Source organism: Nocardiopsis algeriensis, assembly GCF_014203695.1.
Lineage (GTDB): Bacteria > Actinomycetota > Actinomycetes > Streptosporangiales > Streptosporangiaceae > Nocardiopsis > Nocardiopsis algeriensis.
In genome coordinates this window covers 103,553-123,661 of record NZ_JACHJO010000009.1, presented here as the reverse complement: position 1 = coordinate 123,661, position 20,109 = coordinate 103,553, and the positions used below count along the sequence as shown (strand labels likewise).

Here is a 20,109-nt window from a genome sequence, read left to right as displayed (position 1 = left end):
GCATGCGGTCCTCACCCGGTGGCACGGGCCGCTCCGGCTCACCTGACATGTGTTCCCCCTCCCCGCCGCTGCCCCCGTGGCGGCCGACGCGATGATCCCGACCCGAGAAGGGACGCAGTGCGCGGGGCCGGGGTTCGCGTGCACGGGGGTCGGGTGCCGGTGAGTTCGGTCACGGGCCATCCTGCCAAGGGCCGTCCCCGCCCGACAGCGACGCGCCGGAGACGCCGGCGATCGGTGCCTCAGTGGGGGGTGGGTCCCGCTCCGGGGCGTACCAGGCCGCTCTCGTAGGCGTGCACCACGGCCTGGACGCGGTCGCGCAGGCCGAGCTTAGTGAGGATGCGGCCCACGTGCGACTTGACGGTGGTCTCGCCCAGGACCAGGTGCTCGGCGATCTCGGCGTTGGACCAGCCGCGCGCCACCAGCCGCAGGACCTCGTTCTCGCGCTCGGTCAGCGGTCCGGGGGGCCTGGCCTCCGCGGGCGGCAGCAGCGGGGCGAGGCGCTCCAGGAGCCGGCCCAGCAGCTGGGGGGAGACGACGCAGCCGCCCCGGGCGACCGTCTCCACGGCCGAGACCAGCTCTCCGGGGCGCATGTCCTTGAGGAGGAAGCCGGAGGCGCCCGCCCGCAGGGCCTCTGCCAGGTGTTCGTCCCGGTCGGAGTCGCTCAGTACCACGACGCGGGCCCTGTGCCCCGGGGACCGGGGCCGTCCGGTGATCTCGCGCACCGCCCTGAGCCCGGCCGCGCTGTCGGCGTGCACGCCCAGGAGTACGACGTCGGGCAGAAGGCTCGCGGCCTCGGCCGGTGCCCGGCGCGCGTCGGAGAGCTCCCCGGCCACCGACAGGTGCGGGGCCGACTCCAGGATCATCCGGAAGCCGGCGCGTACGAGGGGCTGGTCGTCGACCAGCAGGACTGTGGCGGACACAGGGGAGATTGTGCCGTATGCGGCGGACTCAGGAGGTGCCGGAGGTGTCGGGGCGGGCGGTGGGCAGGGGCGGCGGGGTGCCGCCGAAGGCGGGGCAGAGGGCCTGGTGCTCGCACCAGTCGCAGAGCTTGCTCTTCCTCGGCTCCCACACGCCGGTGCGTCCGGCCTCCTCGATACGGGTCCAGATGCCGGAGATCTCGGCCTCGGCGGCGCGAAGCTCCTCCTCGGTGGGGTCGTACCAGCGCACCGCGCCGTTGCCGCCCAGGTAGACGAGCTGGAGGCGGGTGGGCACCACACCCAGGTCGCGCCAGATCATGACGGCGTAGAAGAAGACCTGGAACCTGGCCTTGTCCTCGAACCGGGGGGAGGGGGACCTGCCGGTCTTGTAGTCCACGACCCGGATCTGCCCGGAGGGTGCGACGTCGAGGCGGTCGACGTAGCCGCGCAGCCGCAGGCCGGTGGGCAGTTCGACCTCCAGGCGCATCTCCCGCTGCCGGGGCTCCAGGGACCTCGGGTCCTCCAGGTCGAAGTAGCGGCGCACCAGGGCCCGCGCGGACTCCAGCCATTCCCCGAGCTCGGTCTCGTCGGCGAAGAGCTCCGCGGACTCGGGGCGGCGCGTGCGCAGCTCCTCCCACTGGGGGTCGACCAGCGCCGCGGCGGTGTCCGGGGTGCGTTCCGGGGCCGGCAGCTCGTAGAGGTGCTCCAGGCAGGCGTGGACGAGGGTGCCGCGCAGGGCGGCGGAGCTGGGGGCCTCGGGCAGGCGGTCGACGGCGCGGAAGCGGAACAGCAGCGGGCACTGGAGGAAGTCGGAGGCCCGCGAGGGGGAGAGCGCGGACGGCAGGGGAGCGGTGGTCATGCCACGAGACTACGAGAAGGCCGCCGCCTCCGGTGCGGCCTCGGGAGAGGCGGGGCGCACCGTGCGGCGGCTGCCCGTACCCTGGGGGCGTGACCTCCGGTAGCGACCAGACAGAACCCGCCTCCCGCAAGCCTCGGGGGGGACCCGGCCTGCGGATCGGACGTCCCTTCGGCATCCCCGTGTACGTGACGTCGTCGTGGCTTCTCGTGGCCGCGGTCATCACCCTCCTCTACGGGGGGATCGTCCAGGCCAGGCTGGCCCTGGGGCCGGTCTCGTACCTGCTGGCGTTCGTCTTCGCGATCCTGCTGTACGCGTCGGTCCTGGTGCACGAGCTGGCCCACTCGGTGGTGGCGCGCGGCTTCGGGCTCCCGGTGCGCCGGATCGTGCTGCACGTGCTGGGCGGTGTCTCGGAGATCGGGCGGGAGGCGCCGACCCCGGGGCGGGAGTTCTGGATCGCGTTCGTGGGGCCGCTGTTCTCGCTGCTGGTGGCGGCGGGGGCGTTCGGGCTCTATCTGATGGCGGACCCCTTCGGCGTGCCGGGGGAGCTGCTGTTCCAGCTGTGGGTGGCCAATCTGCTCGTCGGTGTGTTCAACCTGCTGCCGGGGCTTCCCCTGGACGGCGGTCGGCTGCTGCGCGCCGGGGTGTGGAAGGTCACGGGGCGCCCGTTCGCGGGTACCGTGGCGGCGGCCTGGGGCGGCCGGGTGCTCGCGCTGGGCGTGGTGGCGCTTCCGCTGGTGGAGGCCTGGCGCAGCGGGGGACTCAACCCGTGGGGGACGGTGTGGGCGCTGGTTCTGGGCGGGTTCATGTGGATGGGTGCGACCGAGGCGCTGCGTACGGCCCGCGTCCGGGAGCGGATCCCGGGTCTGCGTGCGCGTGAGCTGGCCCGGCCTGCGGTGGCGGTCGTCTCCGACACTCCGCTGGCCGAGGCCCAGCGGCGGGCGGGTGCGGCGGAGGCGGACGCGATCGTGGTCACCGACCGGCAGGGGACGCCGCTGTCGATCGTGCACCCGGCGGCGGCCGAGGCGATCGCGGAGGGGCGCCGGGAGTGGGTTCCGGTCTCGGACGTGGCCCGTGCGCTGACCGAGCACTCGCTGGTGCCGGTGGGTCTGGAGGGCGAGGAACTGCTGGAGGCCCTGGCAGGGCATCCTCTGCCGGAGTACCTGGTGGTGGACGGTGAGGGTGCCGTGCAGGGGGTTCTGCGGGCCGGGGACGTCAACGCTGCGATGGCGGGCGAGGCCAGGCGGTGAACGGGAGGTCCGCCGACCCGGCCTGCCGGGTCGGCGGTGTCTCCGGTGGTCCGCGGGGGCCGTCCGGTGCGCACCCGTCCGGGAGTCGCTCTCAGCGGTGGGCGCCCTCGGGCCACAGCACCGTGACGGGCCGGTGCCGGGCGAGGGCGTGGGCGACCACGTCGGCGGTTCCGCCGGGGCCGCGGGCGGGGCGGCCGTCCCACACCGCCACGAGCCGGTCGCAGCGCTCCACCAGAAGCTGTCCGGCCTCCAGGTGGGCCTGCGGGGTCGACTCGGTGCGGTCGAGCTCGTGGACGAGGACGGCCCGGGAGAGCAGGCGGTCGTAGACGGGCCGGTGCTCAGGAGGAAGTGCCAGGCGGTAGCCGCGGGCGGGGACCACCGCCTCCAGGGGGGCTCCGGCGTCCAGGACCGCTTGGGCGAAGGCGGTGTCGGCCCCGTCGGCCAGGCAGGACAGGCCCACCATGTCGCAGCCGTAGGGCCGCAGATGGTCGCGGACCAGGGCGGTGACGGCGCGGTCCAGGTCGGGGGACAGGCCGCGGTGACCGGTGACGCCGATACGGATCACATGACCTCCCTGCAGCTCTCATCGTCCGTTTACCCAGATGTGTCGGTCCTGTCGGCCAGGACGGCGAGGCGGTCGTCGAGCTCGCGGACGCAGCGGGCGCCGGAGGCGCCGTGGGCGCTGCGGAAGGCCCGTACCCGTTCGAGGATGCGCGTGGAGCCGAACGCGATCGCGGTTCCCAGTGCCTCGGAGGCCAGGCGGAACGCCTCGTCGAGGTCACCGGCCCCGGCGTGCGCGGTGGCCAGTTCCACCCGCAGGATCGCCTCCTGCTTGGCGTTGGTGCCGTTGCGGGGCGCCTCGGCGAAGGCGGCGCGGGCCTGGTCGGGCTCGTCCAGGCGTACGGCGGCCAGCGCCCTGTAGCCGGTGACCTTGGCCGTGTCGAAGGGGAACACCCACGGCCAGGGCGGGTCGGTGTTGTCCGAGCGGCCGGCGTGCCTCTCGGCGCGGGCGAGGGCCTGTGCCGTGCCGGCGCGGTCGCCAGCCGCCGCGTGGGCGAGCGCCGTCACGCACGCCAGCCAGGCGTGCGCGGTGGGGTGGGCGGAGGAGGGCAGGACGTGCTCGGCCTCCTGTACCAGGCCCAGGCCGAGTCCGGGGTCCTGTGCGGTCTCGGTCTCGAACGCGGCCAGGGAGCCCAGCATGTAGCTGTCGAGCAGGCACATCCCGGCCTGGCGGGCGCGGATCACGGCGGTCCGGTAGTGCATCCGGGCCGCGTCGGCGTCTCCCTGGTCGGCGTGCAGCCAGGCGGCGAAGCCCGAGGCCTCGCTGACGGCGGCGCTGATGGCGGAGTAGTGGGAAGTACCGTGCGCGTTCGCGAGCATGTGCTCGGACAGATGCACGTGCGCCATCGCGCCGGGCAACAGGTGGCGGGCCGGGGAGTAGGCGTCCATGCGGCGCTGGCCGCCGGTGATGGAGCGCAGGGCCGGGGCGGTGCTGCGGTCCACCGGCTCGCGGCACGGCCCCGAGGGGAGGGCGGTGGCCAGCGCCCCTGCGGCCACGGCCTTTCCGAAGTCACGGCGTTTCGTCGCCTTCACCTCCTTGGGCGGTGTGGGCACGCCGCCGAAGCGAAGCAGGTACAGCGGGATGCCCAGTCGCACCGCCAGATCGTGGACCTGGGTGACCGTGAGGGCCTGCTGGCCGTTGACCACGCGCGAGACCCAGCTCTGCGAGTAGGCGATCTCGCTGGCGAGCTTGCCCTGGGACCACCCGTGGGCGGAGCGCACGCCTTCGAGGACGGTCGCCATGTCACAGGTGGCCAGGGCGTCGGCGATGGGCGGACGGAACCACAGATCCGGGGGGAGTTGGGGCATGGAGCTTAGATTAGGGAGCGTGCTCCTCGCCGGTGGGCCGGTTGGAGAAAGAAGCCCCCATGCGTGATTCGCATAGGGGCGGCTCCGGGGATCCGGGATGGGGCAGAGTGGGAGAAGCCGATGGCGGCCGGGGCAGGAGTTCGTCTCTCCACGGCGGGGTCCCACCTCCTCCGCGGGAACTTCTCCCCGCTCCTGTCCGTGCCGTTCCGGGCCTGCCCCTTCGGGGCCCGGGGCGAGCGCCGCCCGGTCAGGGGCGCGTTCCGGCAGCACTCCCCCCGCAGCCGGAACGTGCCCCGCACGGCTCGGGGGCGGGTTCCGCCCGGACCGCTCCTCCTCGGCGGCCCGGGCGGGGCCCTGTCCGGTGCCCGTCAGACGGTGCCCACCGCGGCGGCGGCCAGGGCGGCGCCCACGATCCCGGCGGTGTTGCGCAGGGTGGCGGGCACGATGGGGGTGCGGATGTCCAGCAGGGGCAGGAACTTGTCCGCCTTGCGGCTCACCCCGCCGCCGACCACGATCAGGTCGGGCCAGACCAGGTCCTCGACCACCCGGTAGTAGCGCTGCAGGCGTTCGGTGGCCCATTCCGCGTAGGAGAGGCCCTCCCTCTCCTTGGCCCCGGACGAGGCCCTGGTCTCGGCGTCGTGCCCGTCGATCACCAGGTGGCCGAACTCGGTGTTGGGCACCAGGTGGCCGTCGATGATCAGGGCGGTGCCGATGCCCGTGCCCAGGGTGGTCAGCAGTACGAGCCCGGGTGTGCCCTTGGCCGCGCCGTAGCGGGCCTCGGCGACGGCGGCGGCGTCCGCGTCGTTGAGGACGCGCACGGACCGGCCGGTGGCCCGGGAGAACAGGTCGCGGGCGTCGACGCCGATCCAGCTCTCCTCGAGGTTGGCGGCGGTGCGCACCACTCCGCCATGGACGACACCGGGGAAGGTGACGCCCAGGGGGAGCCCCCGCACCTGGGGGAAGTGGTCGGCGATCCGGGCGACGATGTCGGCGACGGCGTCGGGGCCTGCGTCCTCGGGGGTGGCGATCTTGAGCCGCTCCTCCAGGAACTCGCCCGTGGCCAGGTCGACCGGGGCCCCCTTGATGCCGCTGCCGCCGATGTCGACGCCCAGTCCGGTGGTTCCCTGTGACATGGGTTCTCCCCGCTCCTCGGTACGTTGGATGCAGGCTCAGATACTGCCCCGTGGAAGGGCGCTTCGCACGTCGCGGCCGAGTCGGGCCGCCTCGCGGGCGCGTGTGCGCGCGGGTGCCGGGGGCCGATACGCTGGGCGATTGCCCCGACCGAACCACGTGGGAAGACGAGAGCGACGTTGACCGGTATCCATGGCCGCCGCGGCCCCTTCACCGACGGCGACACTGTGCAGTTGACCGACCCCAAGGGTCGCATGCACACCATCACTCTGCGCGAGGGGGGCGCGTTCCACTCCCACAAGGGCAAGGTCGACCACGACCAGCTCATCGGGCAGCCCGACGGCAGCGTGGTGCGCTCCAACACCGGAACGGCCTACGTGGCGCTGCGCCCGCTGCTGATCGACTACACGCTGTCGATGAAGCGCGGTGCGACCATCGTCTACCCCAAGGACGCGGCCCAGGTCCTGGTGGAGGCCGACATCTTTCCGGGGGCGCGGGTCGTGGAGGCCGGCGCGGGTTCGGGTGCCATGTCGAACTGGCTGCTGCGCGCGGTCGGTGAGAACGGCATGGTGCACTCCTACGAGCGCCGGGCCGATTTCGCCGAGATCGCCCGCAAGAACGTCGAGAGGTTCCACGGCGGACCGCATCCGGCATGGAAGCTCACGGTCGGTGATCTGGTCGAGGAGCTGGACGAGACCGATGTCGACCGGGTCTTCCTGGACATGCTCGCTCCCTGGGAGTGCCTGGACGCGGTGGCCCGGGCGCTGATCCCGGGCGGCCTGGTGTGCTGCTACGTGGCCACGACCACGCAGCTCTCGCGCGTGGTGGAGGAGCTGCGCGAGGACGAGCGCTTCTACGAGCCGCGCTCGTGGGAGACGATGCTGCGCACCTGGCACGTGGAGGGGCTGGCGGTGCGGCCCGATCACCGGATGATCGGGCACACGGGCTTCCTCGTGGTGGCGCGGCGCCTGGCCGACGGGGTGGAGGCGCCCGAGCGCCGTCGCCGTCCGGCCAAGGGCGCCTACGGACAGGACTACGAGGCCGCGCGTGCGGCGGGGCGGCCGGAAGCGGACGGAGCCGCCGCCGGGAATGCCGCCGGGACCGCTCCCGAGGCCGCGGGGGAGTGAGGGCGGTTCCCCCTCTCCGGGGGGACGCAAACATGTCCGCTTCGTGCCCCCCGACGTGCGGGGAAAGAGCGGGCGGAGGCGTGGCGGATGCTTGCCCTCACCCCGGCCCGGAGGTTACTTTCTCATTACGCCGAACCCCTGTCTGGTGCTCTGACCTGCACCGATGCGAGGTTGAGAAATGAGGCCCGCCACACTCGGCAGGCCAGGGAGGTTAGGAACGGGACAGGGGTAGGTAGGACGTCGAGTAGTCGTCCTTCTCACAGGGAGGTGGCGGACGTGGCCGAGCGCGACGACGAGCGTCAGAGCGACCGGGACCGTGAAATCGCTGAGCTCACGGCCCAGGTCTCCTACATGGAAAAGGAACTCAGCGTGGTGCGGCGCAAGCTCGCCGATTCACCCCGGCACGTGCGCCTGATGGAGGAGAAGCTCCGGGAGGCCCAGGCCGCCCTCGCCGCCGCCGACGGCAAGAACGACAGACTGGTCTCCACCCTCAAGGACGCCCGCGAGCAGATCGTGGCGCTCAAGGAGGAGGTCGACCGGCTGGCCCAGCCCCCGTCCGGCTTCGGCGTCTTCCTGGGGGCGCGCGAGGACGACACCGTCGAGATCTTCACCAACGGCCGCAAGATGCGGGTCAACGTGAGTCCGTCGGTGGACGTCGCGGAGCTGCGCAGGGGCCAGGAGGTCATGCTCAACGAGGCCTTCAACGTGGTGGCGGCCGAGGACTTCGAGAGCGTGGGCGAGGTCGTCATGCTCAAGGAGATCCTGGAGGACGGCGAGCGCGCCCTGGTCATCTCCCACCACGACGAGGAGCGCATCGTCCGCCTGGCGGAGCCGCTGCGCGACGAGCCGGTGCGGCCGGGGGACTCCCTGCTGCTGGAACCGCGTTCGGGCTACGTGTACGAGCGCATCCCCAAGTCGGAGGTGGAGGAGCTCATCCTGGAGGAGGTGCCCGACATCTCCTACACCGACATCGGCGGCCTGGGCGGGCAGATCGAGCTGATCCGCGACGCGGTCGAGCTTCCCTACCTGCACAAGGACCTCTTCCGCGAGCACAAGCTGCGCGCGCCCAAGGGCGTGCTGCTGTACGGTCCGCCCGGCTGCGGAAAGACGCTCATCGCCAAGGCGGTGGCCAACTCGCTGGCCAAGCAGGTCGCCGAGCGCACCGGCCGCGACGTGGGCAAGAGCTTCTTCCTCAACATCAAGGGCCCCGAGCTGCTCAACAAGTACGTCGGAGAGACCGAGCGGCACATCCGCCTGGTCTTCCAGCGGGCCCGGGAGAAGGCGTCCGAGGGCACCCCGGTCATCGTCTTCTTCGACGAGATGGACTCCATCTTCCGTACCCGGGGCTCGGGCGTGTCCTCCGACGTGGAGAACACGATCGTGCCCCAGCTCCTGAGCGAGATCGACGGTGTGGAGGGGCTGGAGAACGTCATCGTCATCGGCGCCTCCAACCGCGAGGACATGATCGACCCGGCGATCCTGCGGCCCGGCCGGCTGGACGTCAAGATCAAGATCGAGCGGCCCGACGCGGAGGCGGCGCGGGACATCTTCGCCAAGTACATCACCGAGGACCTGCCGCTGCACGAGGACGACCTGGCCGAGCACGGCGGCTCGGCCAAGGCCACGGTGGACGCCATGATCCAGACGGTCGTGGAGCGGATGTACACCGAGGGCGAGGAGAACCGCTTCCTGGAGGTCACCTACGCCAACGGGGACAAGGAGGTCCTGTACTTCAAGGACTTCAACTCCGGCGCGATGATCGAGAACATCGTCTCGCGCGCCAAGAAGATGGCGATCAAGGACTTCATCGACAGCGGCTCCCGGGGCCTGCGGGTCTCGCACCTGCTCCAGGCGTGCGTCGACGAGTTCAGCGAGAACGAGGACCTGCCCAACACCACCAACCCCGACGACTGGGCGCGCATCTCCGGAAAGAAGGGCGAGCGCATCGTCTACATCCGGACGCTGGTCACGGGCAAGAAGGGTGCGGACTCGGGCCGCTCCATCGACACGGTGGCCAACACCGGCCAGTACCTGTAGGGGCCCGTCCCCTGCCCTCCGGGGCCGGCCGTGCGGCCGGCCCCGGAGCCGTTCCCTGACCTGCGGCGACGCGCCAGGGCCGTGCGAAACGCCCGGCAAGACGGCACTTGGGCCACAATCATCGCAAAGAAGTTCAAGACCGAGCACGGGTGGATAACCTCTCAGCATGAGTGTGCGGCGGATTATGGGCATCGAGACCGAGTACGGGGTCTCCGTGCCGGGCAACCCCGGGGCCAATGCGATGGTCACCTCCACGCAGGTGGTCAACGCCTATCTCGCGGCCTCGGCCGCCCGGGCGCGGCGGGCCCGCTGGGACTTCGAGGAGGAGAACCCGCTACGTGATGCGCGGGGCTTCGATCTGGCGCGTGAGGCCGCCGACCCCACACAGCTCACCGATGAGGACCTGGGGCTGGCCAACGTCATCCTCACCAACGGGGCGCGCCTGTACGTGGACCACGCCCACCCCGAGTACTCCGCCCCGGAGGTCACCAACCCGCGCGACGCGGTCCTGTGGGACAAGGCGGGGGAGCGGGTGATGGAGGACGCGGCCGCCCGTGCCGCGGCCACCCCGGGGATCGACCCCATCCAGCTGTACAAGAACAACACCGACAACAAGGGCGCCTCCTACGGCTGCCACGAGAACTACCTGATGCACCGGTCGACGCCCTTCGGCGACATCGTCCGGCACCTCATCCCCTTCTTCGTGTCCCGCCAGGTGGTCGTGGGCGCGGGCAAGGTCGGCATCGGCACCGACGGCCACGGGAGCGGCTTCCAGATCTCCCAGCGGGCCGACTTCTTCGAGGTCGAGGTCGGCCTGGAGACCACGCTCAAGCGGCCCATCGTCAACACGCGCGACGAGCCCCACGCCGATCCCGACAGATACCGGCGCCTGCACGTGATCATCGGCGACGCCAACATGAGCGAGATCGCCACCTACCTCAAGCTCGGCGCCACGGCCCTGGTCCTGTCGATGATCGAGGACGGCTTTCTGAGCGAGGACCTGTCCCTGGAGAAGCCGGTCGCCGATCTGCGGGCGGTCTCGCACGACCCCGGCCTCACCCACCGGGTGCGGCTGCGCGACGGCCGCCGGATGACGGCGCTGGAGCTGCAGGGCGAGTACCTGGACCAGGCGCGCAAGTACGTCGAGGACCGCTACGGCACGGACGTGGACCCCGACACCGCCGACGTCCTCGACCGCTGGGAGTCGGTCCTGCACCGGCTGGGCACCGACCCGATGGGCCTGGCCGACGAACTGGACTGGGTGGCCAAGCTCAAGGTCCTGGAGGGGTACCGCTCGCGCGACGGGCTGGACTGGTCGCACCCCCGCCTGCAGCTGGTCGACCTGCAGTACTCCGACGTGCGCACCGACAAGGGCATCTACAACCGCCTGGTGGCGCGCGGGCGCATGCGGACACTGCTGGAGGAGGCGCAGGTGCAGCGTGCCGTCACCCAGCCGCCCGAGGACACCCGCGCCTACTTCCGCGGCCGCTGCCTGGACAAGTACGCCGACTCGGTGGCGGCGGCCTCCTGGGACTCGGTCATCTTCGACCTGCCCGGCCACGACTCGCTCCAGCGCGTCCCCACCCTGGAACCCCGCCGCGGCACCAAGGAGCACGTGGGTGCCCTGCTGGATTCCTGCGACACCGCCGCCGAGCTCGTCGCCGTCCTCACCGGCGGCGGCTGAGGCGCCTCTGAGGCGCCTCTGAGGCGCCTCAGGCCCGGGGGCCGCCGTCGCAGCAGGGGCGGGGGTCGAGGCTGAGCGCGGTCCACAGCTCCAGGCGGGTGCGGGGGTCCTGGAGGGAGCGGCCCAGGACCCGTTCGGCCGCCCTCAGACGTGAGCGCAGCGTGTTGCGGTGCAGGCCCAGGCTGCGGGCGGTGCTCTCCACGTGCGCGCTGTGGTCGAGGTAGTGGCGCAGGGTGTGGGCGAGGTCGGTGCCGTTGCGCTCGTCGTGGTGCGAGAGCGGGCCCAGTACCGCGCTGGTGAAGGCCCGCGCCCCCTCGGCGGGGACGGAGGAGCGCAGCAGCGCCCAGGCGTCGGCCTCGTCGGCGTGGCGGTAGCCGCTCTTGACGGCCAGGGTCGTGTGGTGCGCCCGCTCCACCGCCGAGGCCAGCTCCGAGGGGCCGCGTGCGCGGCAGGCGCCCGCGGCCCGGGGGCCCTCCCCGTGAGCGGACAGCAGCTCCAGCAGGCGCTCGCCCGCGTAGGGGTGCCCGGTGTCGGGCAGGACCGCCACCAGTACGCCTTCCAGCAGGCACAGCCCCGCGCGCCGGGCCGCGTCGGTGTCGCCCAGGACGTCCACCAGCGCGTCCGCGGCCTCGTCCTGCAGGGACGCCCCGGCGGGCCGGTAGCAGACCACCTCCCAGGGCGGTGGAGGGAGGGTCAGGGGCACGCCGGTCGGGGTGCCGAGGGCCGCCGCGCGCAGCAGCGGGGCGCGTTCGCGAAACAGCGCCCGGCGGGTGTCGCGTGAGTGCAGCAGGTCGACCGCCAGCAGGGACACCGCGTGGTTGGCCAGCACCCGCACGTTCGCGTTGGGCCGTCCTTCGCAGTGCAGGGCCAGCCAGCCCAGGATCTGGCCCGTCGTCCCCAGGGTCTGGAGCAGTACGGAGTCGGGGCCGTCGGCGAGGATGCGCATTCCCCGGGCCTGCCTGCCGCCGGCGAGCGCCTCGCGGACCAGGGAGTGCCAGGGCGGCTCGGTGTCGGGGACGGCCTTGCTGGTCATGCCGTTGCGGTCCAGGAGCAGGCAGGCGCCTCCGGTGGCCGCCGCCAGCTCGTGCATCACCCCGGCGGGCCCCGAGCGCAGTGCCGCGCGGGCCATGGCGTCCTGGGACGACAGCACGCGGGACTGGGCCCGTACGCGTTCGGCCGCGTAGTGGTCGGCGACGGCCTCCACCACGGAGATGAAGGAGGTTCCTCCCTCCACCCGCATGACGGGGAAGCCGAGCCGCTCGCCTTCCTCCAGGATCTCGGCGGGGATGTCTCCGCCCAACCACACGTCGATGGCGAAGGCCAGGCCGGCGCATCCGGCCCGGTCCAGGCGGCGGACGTAGGCCCGCCTCTCCTCCTCCGAGGTCCCCATGCCCAGGCCCACGGACAGGACGAGCTCCCCGCCGCGCAGCCAGCGCACCGGGTCGGGAAGCTCGGTGACGTGGGCCCAGCGCACCGTGCGGTCCAGGCCCGCGAACCCCGCCACGGGGAACACCTGGAGGTCCGGCGCGGCCGCGATGTCCCGGACCGTGATCGGCATCTGTCCCTGCCCTCCGCCTCGTTGGTGTGCAACATGCACTTTTGTTACAGCTCACAGTGTGCGTGATGGCTCCCCGTAGGTGTCCCAGGAGTGTCTACCGTCACATACACACCTGAACTAACGGTTGTGGCCTGCGGGTTTTTCCAGCCGAACGTGCCAACGGAGTATCCATGTCTGAGCGGACCGCCCCCACGTCCACGCATCCTGCGCGTGCGGCAGTGGCGGCTTTCGTCGGCACCACCATCGAGTGGTTCGACTTCTACATCTATGCCACTGCGGCCAGCCTGGTGTTCGGCACGCTCTTCTTCCCGGAGGGCACCGACCCCTTGGTCGGCCTCATGGCCTCCTTCGCCACCTTCTCCGTGGGCTTCTTCGCCCGGCCCCTGGGCGGCCTGCTCTTCGGCCACTTCGGCGACCGGATCGGCCGCAAGTCGGCACTGGTCACCACGCTGCTGATGATGGGTGTGGCGACCTTCTGCGTCGGCCTGCTGCCCACCTACGAGCAGGCCGGCTTCCTGGCGCCCCTGCTGCTGGTGGTGCTGCGGTTCGTCCAAGGTATCGCCGTGGGCGGCGAGTGGGGCGGTGCCGTCCTCATGGCGGTCGAGCACGCCCCCGAGAACCGCAAGACCTTCTACGGCTCCTTCGCCCAGCTCGGCAACCCGGCCGGCGCCCTGCTGGCCACCGGCTCCTTCAGCCTCATCACGGCCTGGGACGCCGACCTGCTGTACACGTGGGGCTGGCGCCTGCCCTTCCTGGCCTCGGTCCTGCTGGTCCTGGTGGGCCTGTTCATCCGCCTCAAGGTCGAGGAATCGCCCGTCTTCACCGCGGTGCAGGAGCAGGACCGCACCGCCGAGCTGCCCGTGCGCGAGGCCCTGCGCACCTCGTGGCGGCCGCTGCTGCTGGGTATCGGCGTCCTGCCGGTGGCCGTCGGCGGCTACTACATCGTCACCACGTTCCTGCAGGCCTACGGTGTCACCGAGACCGGCATCAGCGAGCAGGTCATCCTCAACGGCCTGAGCCTGGCCGCGTTCGTCGAGCTGGTGGCCACGCTCGGTGTCTCCTGGCTGGGGGACCGCTTCGGGACGGTGCGGGTGGTCGTCATCGGCCTGGTCGGTGTGATCGTGCTGGCCCTGCCGCAGTTCCTGGTTCTGGAGAGCGGCAGCGTCGCGCTGGTCTTCCTCATGCTCTGCCTCATGCGCCTGGCCATGGCGGCGGTCTACGGCCCCATCGCCCGCGTGCTGGCCCAGATGTACCCGCCCCGGGCCCGCTACACCAGCATCTCCATCGCCTACCAGGTCGCGGGCGCGATCTTCGGCGGCCTGTCGCCCCTGGCGTGCACCGCCCTGTACGCGGCCACCGGCAGCATCCTGCCCGTGGTGGGCCTGCTCATGGCCATGGCGGCGGTCTCCATCGCCTGCCTGGCCTACGCCCCCCGCCACACCGACGAAGAGGTCGCCGTCGCCTGAGGCGGCACCACCCGGCCCGGAGGGCGGGACGTCCCGCCCTCCGGGCCGCGCACACCACAACTCGCAAGGAGAGGAACCGCCGTGTCCGGCATGCTCATCCACAACGCCGCCGTCCTGACCATGGACGACGCCCAGCCGCGCGCACAGGCCCTGGCCGTGCGTGAGGGCCGGATCCGCGCGGTCGGGACGGCCGAGCAGGCGCGGGCCGCCGCGGGACCGGGCGCGGTCGAGGTCGATGCGGGCGGACGCACCGTCCTGCCGGGGTTCATCGACCCCCACAACCACCTGCTGTCCACGGCCGAGTCGCTGGCGGCACTGGACGCCCGCTACCCGCGGGTGACCAGCGTGGCCGACCTGGTGGCCCTGGTGGCGGCCGAGGCCGAACACACCCCGCCGGGCCAGTGGATCCGCGGCTTCTCCATGGACGACGCCAAGTACCCGGAGGGCCGTCCGACCCGCCGCGACCTGGACGGCGCCACCACCGAGCACCCGGTGATCATCTACCACGTCTCGGGGCACCAGGCGGTGGTCAACTCCGCGGCCCTGGCCTGGAGCGGTATCGGCGAGGACGTGCCCGACCCCGTCGGCGGTTCCTTCCTGCGCGACGAGGGCGGGCGGCTGACCGGTATGGTCACCGACGCGGCGATGGAGCTCCTCCTGCCGCTGGCCGTCGACATCGGCTGCCACGGGCCCAACTTCCACACCGACCTGCCGGCCGAGCAGCTCCTGGGGTGGCTGTCCGACGCGGCCGGCCCCTACCTGTCGGCCGGTGTCACCACGGTGTGCGACCCCCAGGTCTCGGCCCGGGAGCTGCGCGTGTACCGCGCCGCCCGCGCCGCGGGGACCCTGCCCCTGCGCACCTTCGGCATGCCCCTGTCCCACCAGCTCGACTCCCTCACCGCGGTGGGGCTGGCCGGCCCCTTCGGCGACGACTGGCTGCGCCTGAGCGGCATGAAGTTCTACTCCGACGGCACCCTGCTGGGCGGCACCGCCAAGTTCTCGGTGCCCTACGGCGAGCACGGTGAGTTCCCCGGCAGCCTCTACCACCACCCCGACCAGCTCGTGGACCTGGTCACCCGGGCCGCCCGGGAGGGCTGGCAGGTGGCGATCCACACCCAGGGCGACGCCGCCATGGAGCACACGCTGAAGGCCATCGCCTCGGCGGTGCGCGTGTCGGGCCCCGACCCGCGCCCGCGCGTGGAGCACTGCGGTTACCCGACGCGGGAGCAGGCCAAGCGCTTCACCGACTTCGGGGTCATCCCGGTCAACCAGCCCAACTTCCTCCACGACAGCGGTGGCGACTTCCTGCGCCGCCTGGGGCAGCGTGCGCACCGGCTCCAGCCGATGCGAGAGGAGATCGACCTGGGGCTGCGCCCGGTGCTCTCCAGCGACTCCTTCGTCTCCAGCCTGCGGCCCATGGACACGGTGGCCAACGCGGTCGGGCGCACGACGCGCGAGGGACTGGAGATCGGGACCGACCAGGCCGTCACCCTGCACGAGGCGCTGCGCGCGCACACCCTCGACGCCGCCCATTCGCTGGGGGTCGAGGACCGCCTGGGCATGCTGCGCGAGGGCCACCTCGCCGACGTGGTGGTCCTGGACCGCGACGTCGAGGGCCTGTCGCCCGACGACCTGCGCCGGGTCGACGCCTGGATGACCGTTCTGGACGGCGAGGTCGTGCACCGGCGCGAGGACTGAGGGACCCCGCACACGGGGCGTCCCCGCCCGCGCGGTGCGCGGACGGGGACGCCGTGAGGGTGAGGGGAGGGTCAGCTGGTGCGGATGCGCACGCCCCAGGAGTTCACCATCGGGGTGACTTCCTGGTAGTAGGTCGTGCCGCCGGTGCGGCAGTTGCCCGAGCCGCCGGAGGTGACGCCCTGCGCCTGCGAGCCGGAGATGAAGGAGCCGCCGGAGTCGCCGGGCTCGGCGCACACGTTGGTGCGGGTGAGCGCGTTGACGGTGCCCTGCGGGTAGCGGACCGTCTGGTTGCGGGCCTGGATGGTGCCGCAGTACCAGCCGGTGGTGGAGCCGGAGCGGCAGACGGCGGAGCCGATGGCGGCCTGCTGGGTGCCGGTCACGGACTGGTAGCCGCCGCTGTTGTAGCGGTAGACCAGGTTGGTGAGGGTGAAGTTCGACGTGCCTCGCACGAAGGCGGCGTCGTTGCCGGGGAAGACGGAGCGCTCGAAGGTGCCGCGGCCGTTGCCGATGGTGACGGAGGCGCCCACGCGGCCGCAGTGGCCCGCGGTGACGAAGCCGGCCTGGCCGGAGCTGTTGGTCGCGGGGAAGCCGACCGAGCAGCGGCTGCTGCCGTTGATGTTGTAGGCGAGGCCGCCGATGATGTCGGCGTAGAGCTGCGGGGCCTCCTCGGTCACCACGACCTCGACGGCGGAGGCGTCCACGCCGGCCTCGGCCAGCAGGCCCGAGACGTCGGCGTCGCTGCCCTCGAGGACCTCGAGGACGACGGTGTCGGAGGCCGCGTCGGGGTACCAGCCCACGAAGCCGGCGTCGGGGTCGGCCGCCTCGAAGGACTCGATGATCTCGGCCAGGCCCTCGGCACCGTACTCCACGACCTTGGCCTCGGCGCCGGCGGCCTCGACCGCGGAGGCGGCGTCGGCGTCGGTCACCAGGACGGTGAGCTCGTGGGTGGTGGTGTCGAACAGCGAGCCGCCGTAGGCCGCGCCGGCGGCCTCGGTGGCCTCGGCGTCGATCTCCTGGGCGGCCTCCTGGGCCTCCAGGAGCGCCTCGGCCTCACTCGTGGTCAGGTCGAAGTCGCGCTCCAGTGCCTCCAGCATGCTGTCGGCGCTGTCGTCGGCGACGGGGGTTTGGGGGGCGGGGGCGGTCGCGGCGTAGGCACCGGGGGTCATGCCCAGGGACAGGCCGAAGGCCAGTGCACCCATGCCGACGGCGGAGATAACGGGGGAGGGTTTCATGATCCCTACTCTCCAGGGGGGGTTGACGGGGGAATGGAGCCCGTGCCGGTGGGCGAAGGCTCCGTTCGGGTGGTGGGTTGTCCCGCCACCCGACGTTCACCAAGACGCTCGGTAAACGATTCCAAACCATAAGTGGACACTTTGGTGAGGGAAAGCCCCAGGTCGCCGGAAGATCATTCAAGGCCGCAGGGGATCATCCCATGAAACGCGGTGCCGCCATGGCGGTAGGTAGTCGCGTATTGACAACCTGCATCTTTGGCGCGTTCGGGAAATTACCGGCGGTAACAGGACCCTTTTAGCAAGGGGGGCAAAGTGGCCAGATGCGGACACGGAACCGAGTGCCATGTGTAACCGGGTGGACACATGGAAGCAACACGCGAGGTCAGGGAGGCGAGATCTCGGCGGGTGGTCGCCGGGGCGCACGGGTTCCCACCGCGTGCGCCCCGGTTCCGTCTCCGGCCCGCGCCGCTCCGCCGCGGTGCCGAGCGCGGGCGGGTGCGGCTTCGCCGGGTCCGGCCCCGAGCGGGGCGGGGTCGGACCAGGGGCCGGCTTCCGGGGTGGCGGACAGGAACGCCTTCCCCGGGAATTTCACTGCCTGTCCCCAGCTGGGGACTCAGGGTGAACAATTTCCGACTCTACGTGGTTCCTACTGTCGAGGGAAGAAGAAGGAAATGAAGCTTTTATTCATGGGATGAAGGAAAAGTCGGATCACCCGACTTGCAAAGAGGCCGCAGTGGGTTCGAGTGGGCCGCTGACCTGCTTCTTTGCGTGGAGCCGCTGTTCGCCCGGAAGTCCTGGCTGCGTGTCAAGAGGTGTCGTCTGGCCGGATGCGGCCGCTTCCGCCCCGGAGGAGAGAGGGCTCCGCCGCCCTTCCCCGGTGGCGCGTCCGGGCGCTGGAAGCGGTCGGTGGCGCGCGTACGGGCGCACACAGTGCGCGATGTGAGGTCTCCGAGAGGTATCGGGCTCCCTGAAAGGGGTTGAGGCGCCCGGTGTTGGGCCAAGATAAGGGCGAGGGCTCCGAACGGGAGGTATCAGGTATGGCGACGAAGGACACCGGCGGCCAGAAGCACGCCTCGCGCCGCGACGAGGATGTCGAGGAGGTCGAGGCGTCGGCCGACGTCCAGGAGCGCAAGGAGGACCTCGACGAGGAGGTCGACGACATCCTCGACGAGATCGACGACGTCCTGGAGAGCAACGCCGAGGACTTCGTCCGGCAGTTCGTGCAGAAGGGCGGGCAGTAGCCCCCCGCGCGGCGGTCCGCCGGGAGCCGGCCGAAGGCGCGGTCGGCGCTGCCGCGGATACGACCGGGAGTGTCCGGTGGGTGCCGCCCGTCGCGGGCGGGGCCTCGGTGCGTTCCGTGCGGGGCCGGAGAGGAACCGCCCCCGCCGCGGGTGCTCCGCGATCCCGGCGGCTCCCCCGCCGGTCGGCGGGGGAGCGGCGGGGAACGCACCGGGGTGCCACGCGGCAGAGTGGGTATCCGCCGGACATGCCCTAGGGTCAGTCGAGAGGCCGCCGAGCGGCCTGCCACCAGCACACAGGAACAATGCAGGCGCCCCGCCCGTCCCCCACACCGGGGCGGGTCGCCAGTGGAGGGAATCGCGTGTTCAAAGGGTTCGAGGGCGGACAGTTGCCCGCCGCTTTCATGAGTGCGGGAACCTCGTCCTTCACCGAGTTCGTCCGTGCGGTCAGCCCCGAGCTGCTGCCCGGGCACAATCCGCCCCAGGGCGGCGGGGCCGAGCACCTCACCCCCGACGCGACGACCATCGTCGCCCTGACCTTCCCGGGGGGTGTCCTCCTGGCCGGCGACCGCCGGGCCACCCAGGGCAACGTCATCGCCAACCGGGACATGGACAAGATCTTCCGGACCGACGAGTTCTCCGCGGTGGCCATCGCGGGCTCCGCCGGGATCGGGATCGAGCTCGCCCGCCTCTACCAGGTGGAGCTGGAGCACTACGAGAAGATGGAGGGCCGCCCCCTCTCCCTCGAGGGTAAGGCCAACAAGCTGGCGCAGATGGTCCGCGGCAACCTCGGCATGGCCATGCAGGGCTTCGTCGTCGTCCCCGTCCTGGTCGGCTACGACGAGGTCACCGAGGAGGGCCGCGTGTTCAGCTACGACGCGGTCGGCGGCCGCTACGAGGAGCGCCGCTACCACTCCGTCGGCTCCGGCTCGGTCTTCGCCAAGGGATCGGTCAAGAAGCTCTACCGCGACGACCTCACCCGGACCGAGGCCGTCAAGGTCGCCCTGGAGGCCCTCTACGACGCCGCGGACGAGGACTCCGCCACCGGCGGCCCCGACCTGCACCGCAAGATCTTCCCCCTCGTCGACGTCATCACCGAGGACGGCCACCGACGCCTGCCGGCCGAGGAGGTCGAGCGCCTGGCGGTCGAGGTGGTCGAGGGGCGCTCCGAGCACCCCGACGGCCCGACGGCCCGGCTGGGCTGACCGTCCCGCCACACAGACATCTCCCGACTAGGTAAGGAAACGATCCGCGGTGTCGATGCCGTTCTACGTCGCCCCCGAACAGCAGATGAAGGACAAGGCGGACTACGCGCGCAAGGGCATCGCGCGCGGCCGCAGCGCCGTCGTCCTGCAGTACGAGGGCGGCATTCTCCTGGTGGCGGACAACGTGTCCCGCACCCTCCACAAGATCAGCGAGCTCTACGACCGCATCGCCTTCGCCGCGGTCGGCCGCTACCCCGAGTTCGAGAATCTGCGCCTGATGGGCGTCCGGTTCGCCGACGTGCGCGGGTACCAGTACGACCGCCGCGACGTCAGCGGCCGCCAGCTCGCCAACATCTACGCCCAGACCCTGGGCACGGTCTTCAGCGAGAGCCTCAAGCCCTGGGAGGTCGAGCTCGTGGTCGCCGAGGTCGGCGACACCTCCGCGGAGGACGAGATCTACCGCATCACCTTCGACGGCTCCATCGTCGACGAGCAGCGCTTCGTCGCCGTCGGAGGTTCGGCGGAGCAGGTCTCCACCGCGCTCAAGGACCGCTTCTCCCCCGACGCCACCCTCGGCGAGGCCCTCGGCACGGCCACCCGCGCCCTGGCCCGCGAGAACGGCGGCGACCAGGGACCGGAGGCCGCCAACCTGGAGGTCGCCGTCCTGGAGAGGAAGCGCGAGCACCGAAAGTTCCGCCGCATCCGCGGCCGGCGCCTGGCCTCCCTCCTGGAGGAGGCCGCGGGCGCCGCCGGGACCGCCTCCGGCGGCGGGACCACCACCGAGGACGAGGCCGACGAGTGACCTGCAAGCGATGAACACGGTGCGGCGCACCCTGGCGCC

16 protein-coding genes are annotated in these 20,109 nt (G+C 71.9%); 9 read left to right on the top strand and 7 right to left on the bottom strand.

Annotated features, from left to right (window positions below):
* Positions 1-239: 239 nt before the first annotated feature.
* Both FHS13_RS15600 and FHS13_RS15595 read right to left on the bottom strand, forming a co-directional pair.
* Entirely contained in the window at positions 240-920 is a 681-nt protein-coding gene (locus FHS13_RS15600) for a LuxR C-terminal-related transcriptional regulator (protein ID WP_184292649.1), read from the bottom strand.
* A 28-nt stretch (positions 921-948) separates the two neighbouring features.
* Positions 949-1,776: a RecB family exonuclease gene (locus tag FHS13_RS15595; RefSeq protein ID WP_184292648.1), complete on the bottom strand. Its 828-nt coding sequence runs from the start codon at positions 1,774-1,776 to the stop codon at positions 949-951.
* Positions 1,777-1,865: 89 nt separating this feature from the next.
* Here FHS13_RS15595 and FHS13_RS15590 point away from each other — a divergent pair, with 89 nt between their 5' ends.
* The gene (locus FHS13_RS15590; RefSeq protein WP_425491177.1) at positions 1,866-3,023 is read left to right on the top strand and encodes a site-2 protease family protein; all 1,158 of its coding nucleotides are present in this window, start codon (positions 1,866-1,868) and stop codon (positions 3,021-3,023) included.
* Between the two features lie 91 nt (positions 3,024-3,114).
* Here FHS13_RS15590 and FHS13_RS15585 read toward each other — a convergent pair whose 3' ends face one another.
* The 3 genes from FHS13_RS15585 to ppgK form a co-directional block, all read right to left on the bottom strand.
* Entirely contained in the window at positions 3,115-3,588 is a 474-nt protein-coding gene (locus FHS13_RS15585; RefSeq protein ID WP_184292647.1) for a hypothetical protein, read from the bottom strand.
* 29 nt (positions 3,589-3,617) lie between these two features.
* The gene (locus FHS13_RS15580) at positions 3,618-4,892 is read right to left on the bottom strand and encodes an NsdA family TPR-like regulatory protein (RefSeq protein WP_221443012.1); all 1,275 of its coding nucleotides are present in this window, start codon (positions 4,890-4,892) and stop codon (positions 3,618-3,620) included.
* Positions 4,893-5,260: 368 nt separating this feature from the next.
* Entirely contained in the window at positions 5,261-6,025 is a 765-nt protein-coding gene (gene ppgK, locus FHS13_RS15575; RefSeq protein WP_184292646.1) for a polyphosphate--glucose phosphotransferase, read from the bottom strand.
* A 177-nt stretch (positions 6,026-6,202) separates the two neighbouring features.
* Between ppgK and FHS13_RS15570 the strand changes: the two genes are divergently transcribed.
* From FHS13_RS15570 to dop, 3 genes are all read left to right on the top strand, one after another.
* Positions 6,203-7,150, top strand: a complete 948-nt coding sequence (locus FHS13_RS15570; RefSeq protein ID WP_184292645.1) for a tRNA (adenine-N1)-methyltransferase — start codon at positions 6,203-6,205, stop codon at positions 7,148-7,150.
* Positions 7,151-7,417: 267 nt separating this feature from the next.
* Complete coding sequence (gene arc / locus FHS13_RS15565; protein ID WP_343065046.1) at positions 7,418-9,187, top strand: proteasome ATPase; 1,770 nt, start codon at positions 7,418-7,420, stop codon at positions 9,185-9,187.
* A gap of 166 nt (positions 9,188-9,353) precedes the next feature.
* Positions 9,354-10,871, top strand: a complete 1,518-nt coding sequence (gene dop / locus FHS13_RS15560) for a depupylase/deamidase Dop (protein WP_343065045.1) — start codon at positions 9,354-9,356, stop codon at positions 10,869-10,871.
* Between the two features lie 28 nt (positions 10,872-10,899).
* Here the strand turns inward: dop and FHS13_RS15555 are convergent, their stop codons facing one another.
* Positions 10,900-12,429: a PucR family transcriptional regulator gene (locus FHS13_RS15555; RefSeq protein ID WP_184292643.1), complete on the bottom strand. Its 1,530-nt coding sequence runs from the start codon at positions 12,427-12,429 to the stop codon at positions 10,900-10,902.
* A gap of 170 nt (positions 12,430-12,599) precedes the next feature.
* On the opposite strand from FHS13_RS15555, the gene FHS13_RS15550 reads away from it, so the two are divergent.
* Positions 12,600-13,895, top strand: coding sequence for an MFS transporter (locus FHS13_RS15550; protein ID WP_184292642.1), 1,296 nt, complete (start codon positions 12,600-12,602; stop codon positions 13,893-13,895).
* A gap of 81 nt (positions 13,896-13,976) precedes the next feature.
* Complete coding sequence (locus tag FHS13_RS15545; RefSeq protein ID WP_184292641.1) at positions 13,977-15,593, top strand: amidohydrolase family protein; 1,617 nt, start codon at positions 13,977-13,979, stop codon at positions 15,591-15,593.
* A 71-nt stretch (positions 15,594-15,664) separates the two neighbouring features.
* Here FHS13_RS15545 and FHS13_RS15540 read toward each other — a convergent pair whose 3' ends face one another.
* Positions 15,665-16,825 carry a S1 family peptidase gene (locus FHS13_RS15540; RefSeq protein WP_184292640.1) on the bottom strand — a complete coding sequence of 387 codons (1,161 nt, stop codon included), beginning with the start codon at positions 16,823-16,825 and terminating at the stop codon, positions 15,665-15,667.
* Between the two features lie 1,037 nt (positions 16,826-17,862).
* On the opposite strand from FHS13_RS15540, the gene FHS13_RS15535 reads away from it, so the two are divergent.
* From FHS13_RS15535 to prcA, 3 genes are all read left to right on the top strand, one after another.
* The gene (locus FHS13_RS15535) at positions 17,863-18,066 is read left to right on the top strand and encodes a ubiquitin-like protein Pup (protein ID WP_184292639.1); all 204 of its coding nucleotides are present in this window, start codon (positions 17,863-17,865) and stop codon (positions 18,064-18,066) included.
* Between the two features lie 401 nt (positions 18,067-18,467).
* Positions 18,468-19,268: a proteasome subunit beta gene (prcB, locus tag FHS13_RS15530; protein ID WP_420221854.1), complete on the top strand. Its 801-nt coding sequence runs from the start codon at positions 18,468-18,470 to the stop codon at positions 19,266-19,268.
* A 49-nt stretch (positions 19,269-19,317) separates the two neighbouring features.
* A complete protein-coding gene (prcA, locus tag FHS13_RS15525; protein ID WP_184292637.1) occupies positions 19,318-20,070 on the top strand; it encodes a proteasome subunit alpha in 753 nt (250 codons plus the stop codon).
* Positions 20,071-20,109 lie beyond the last annotated feature (39 nt).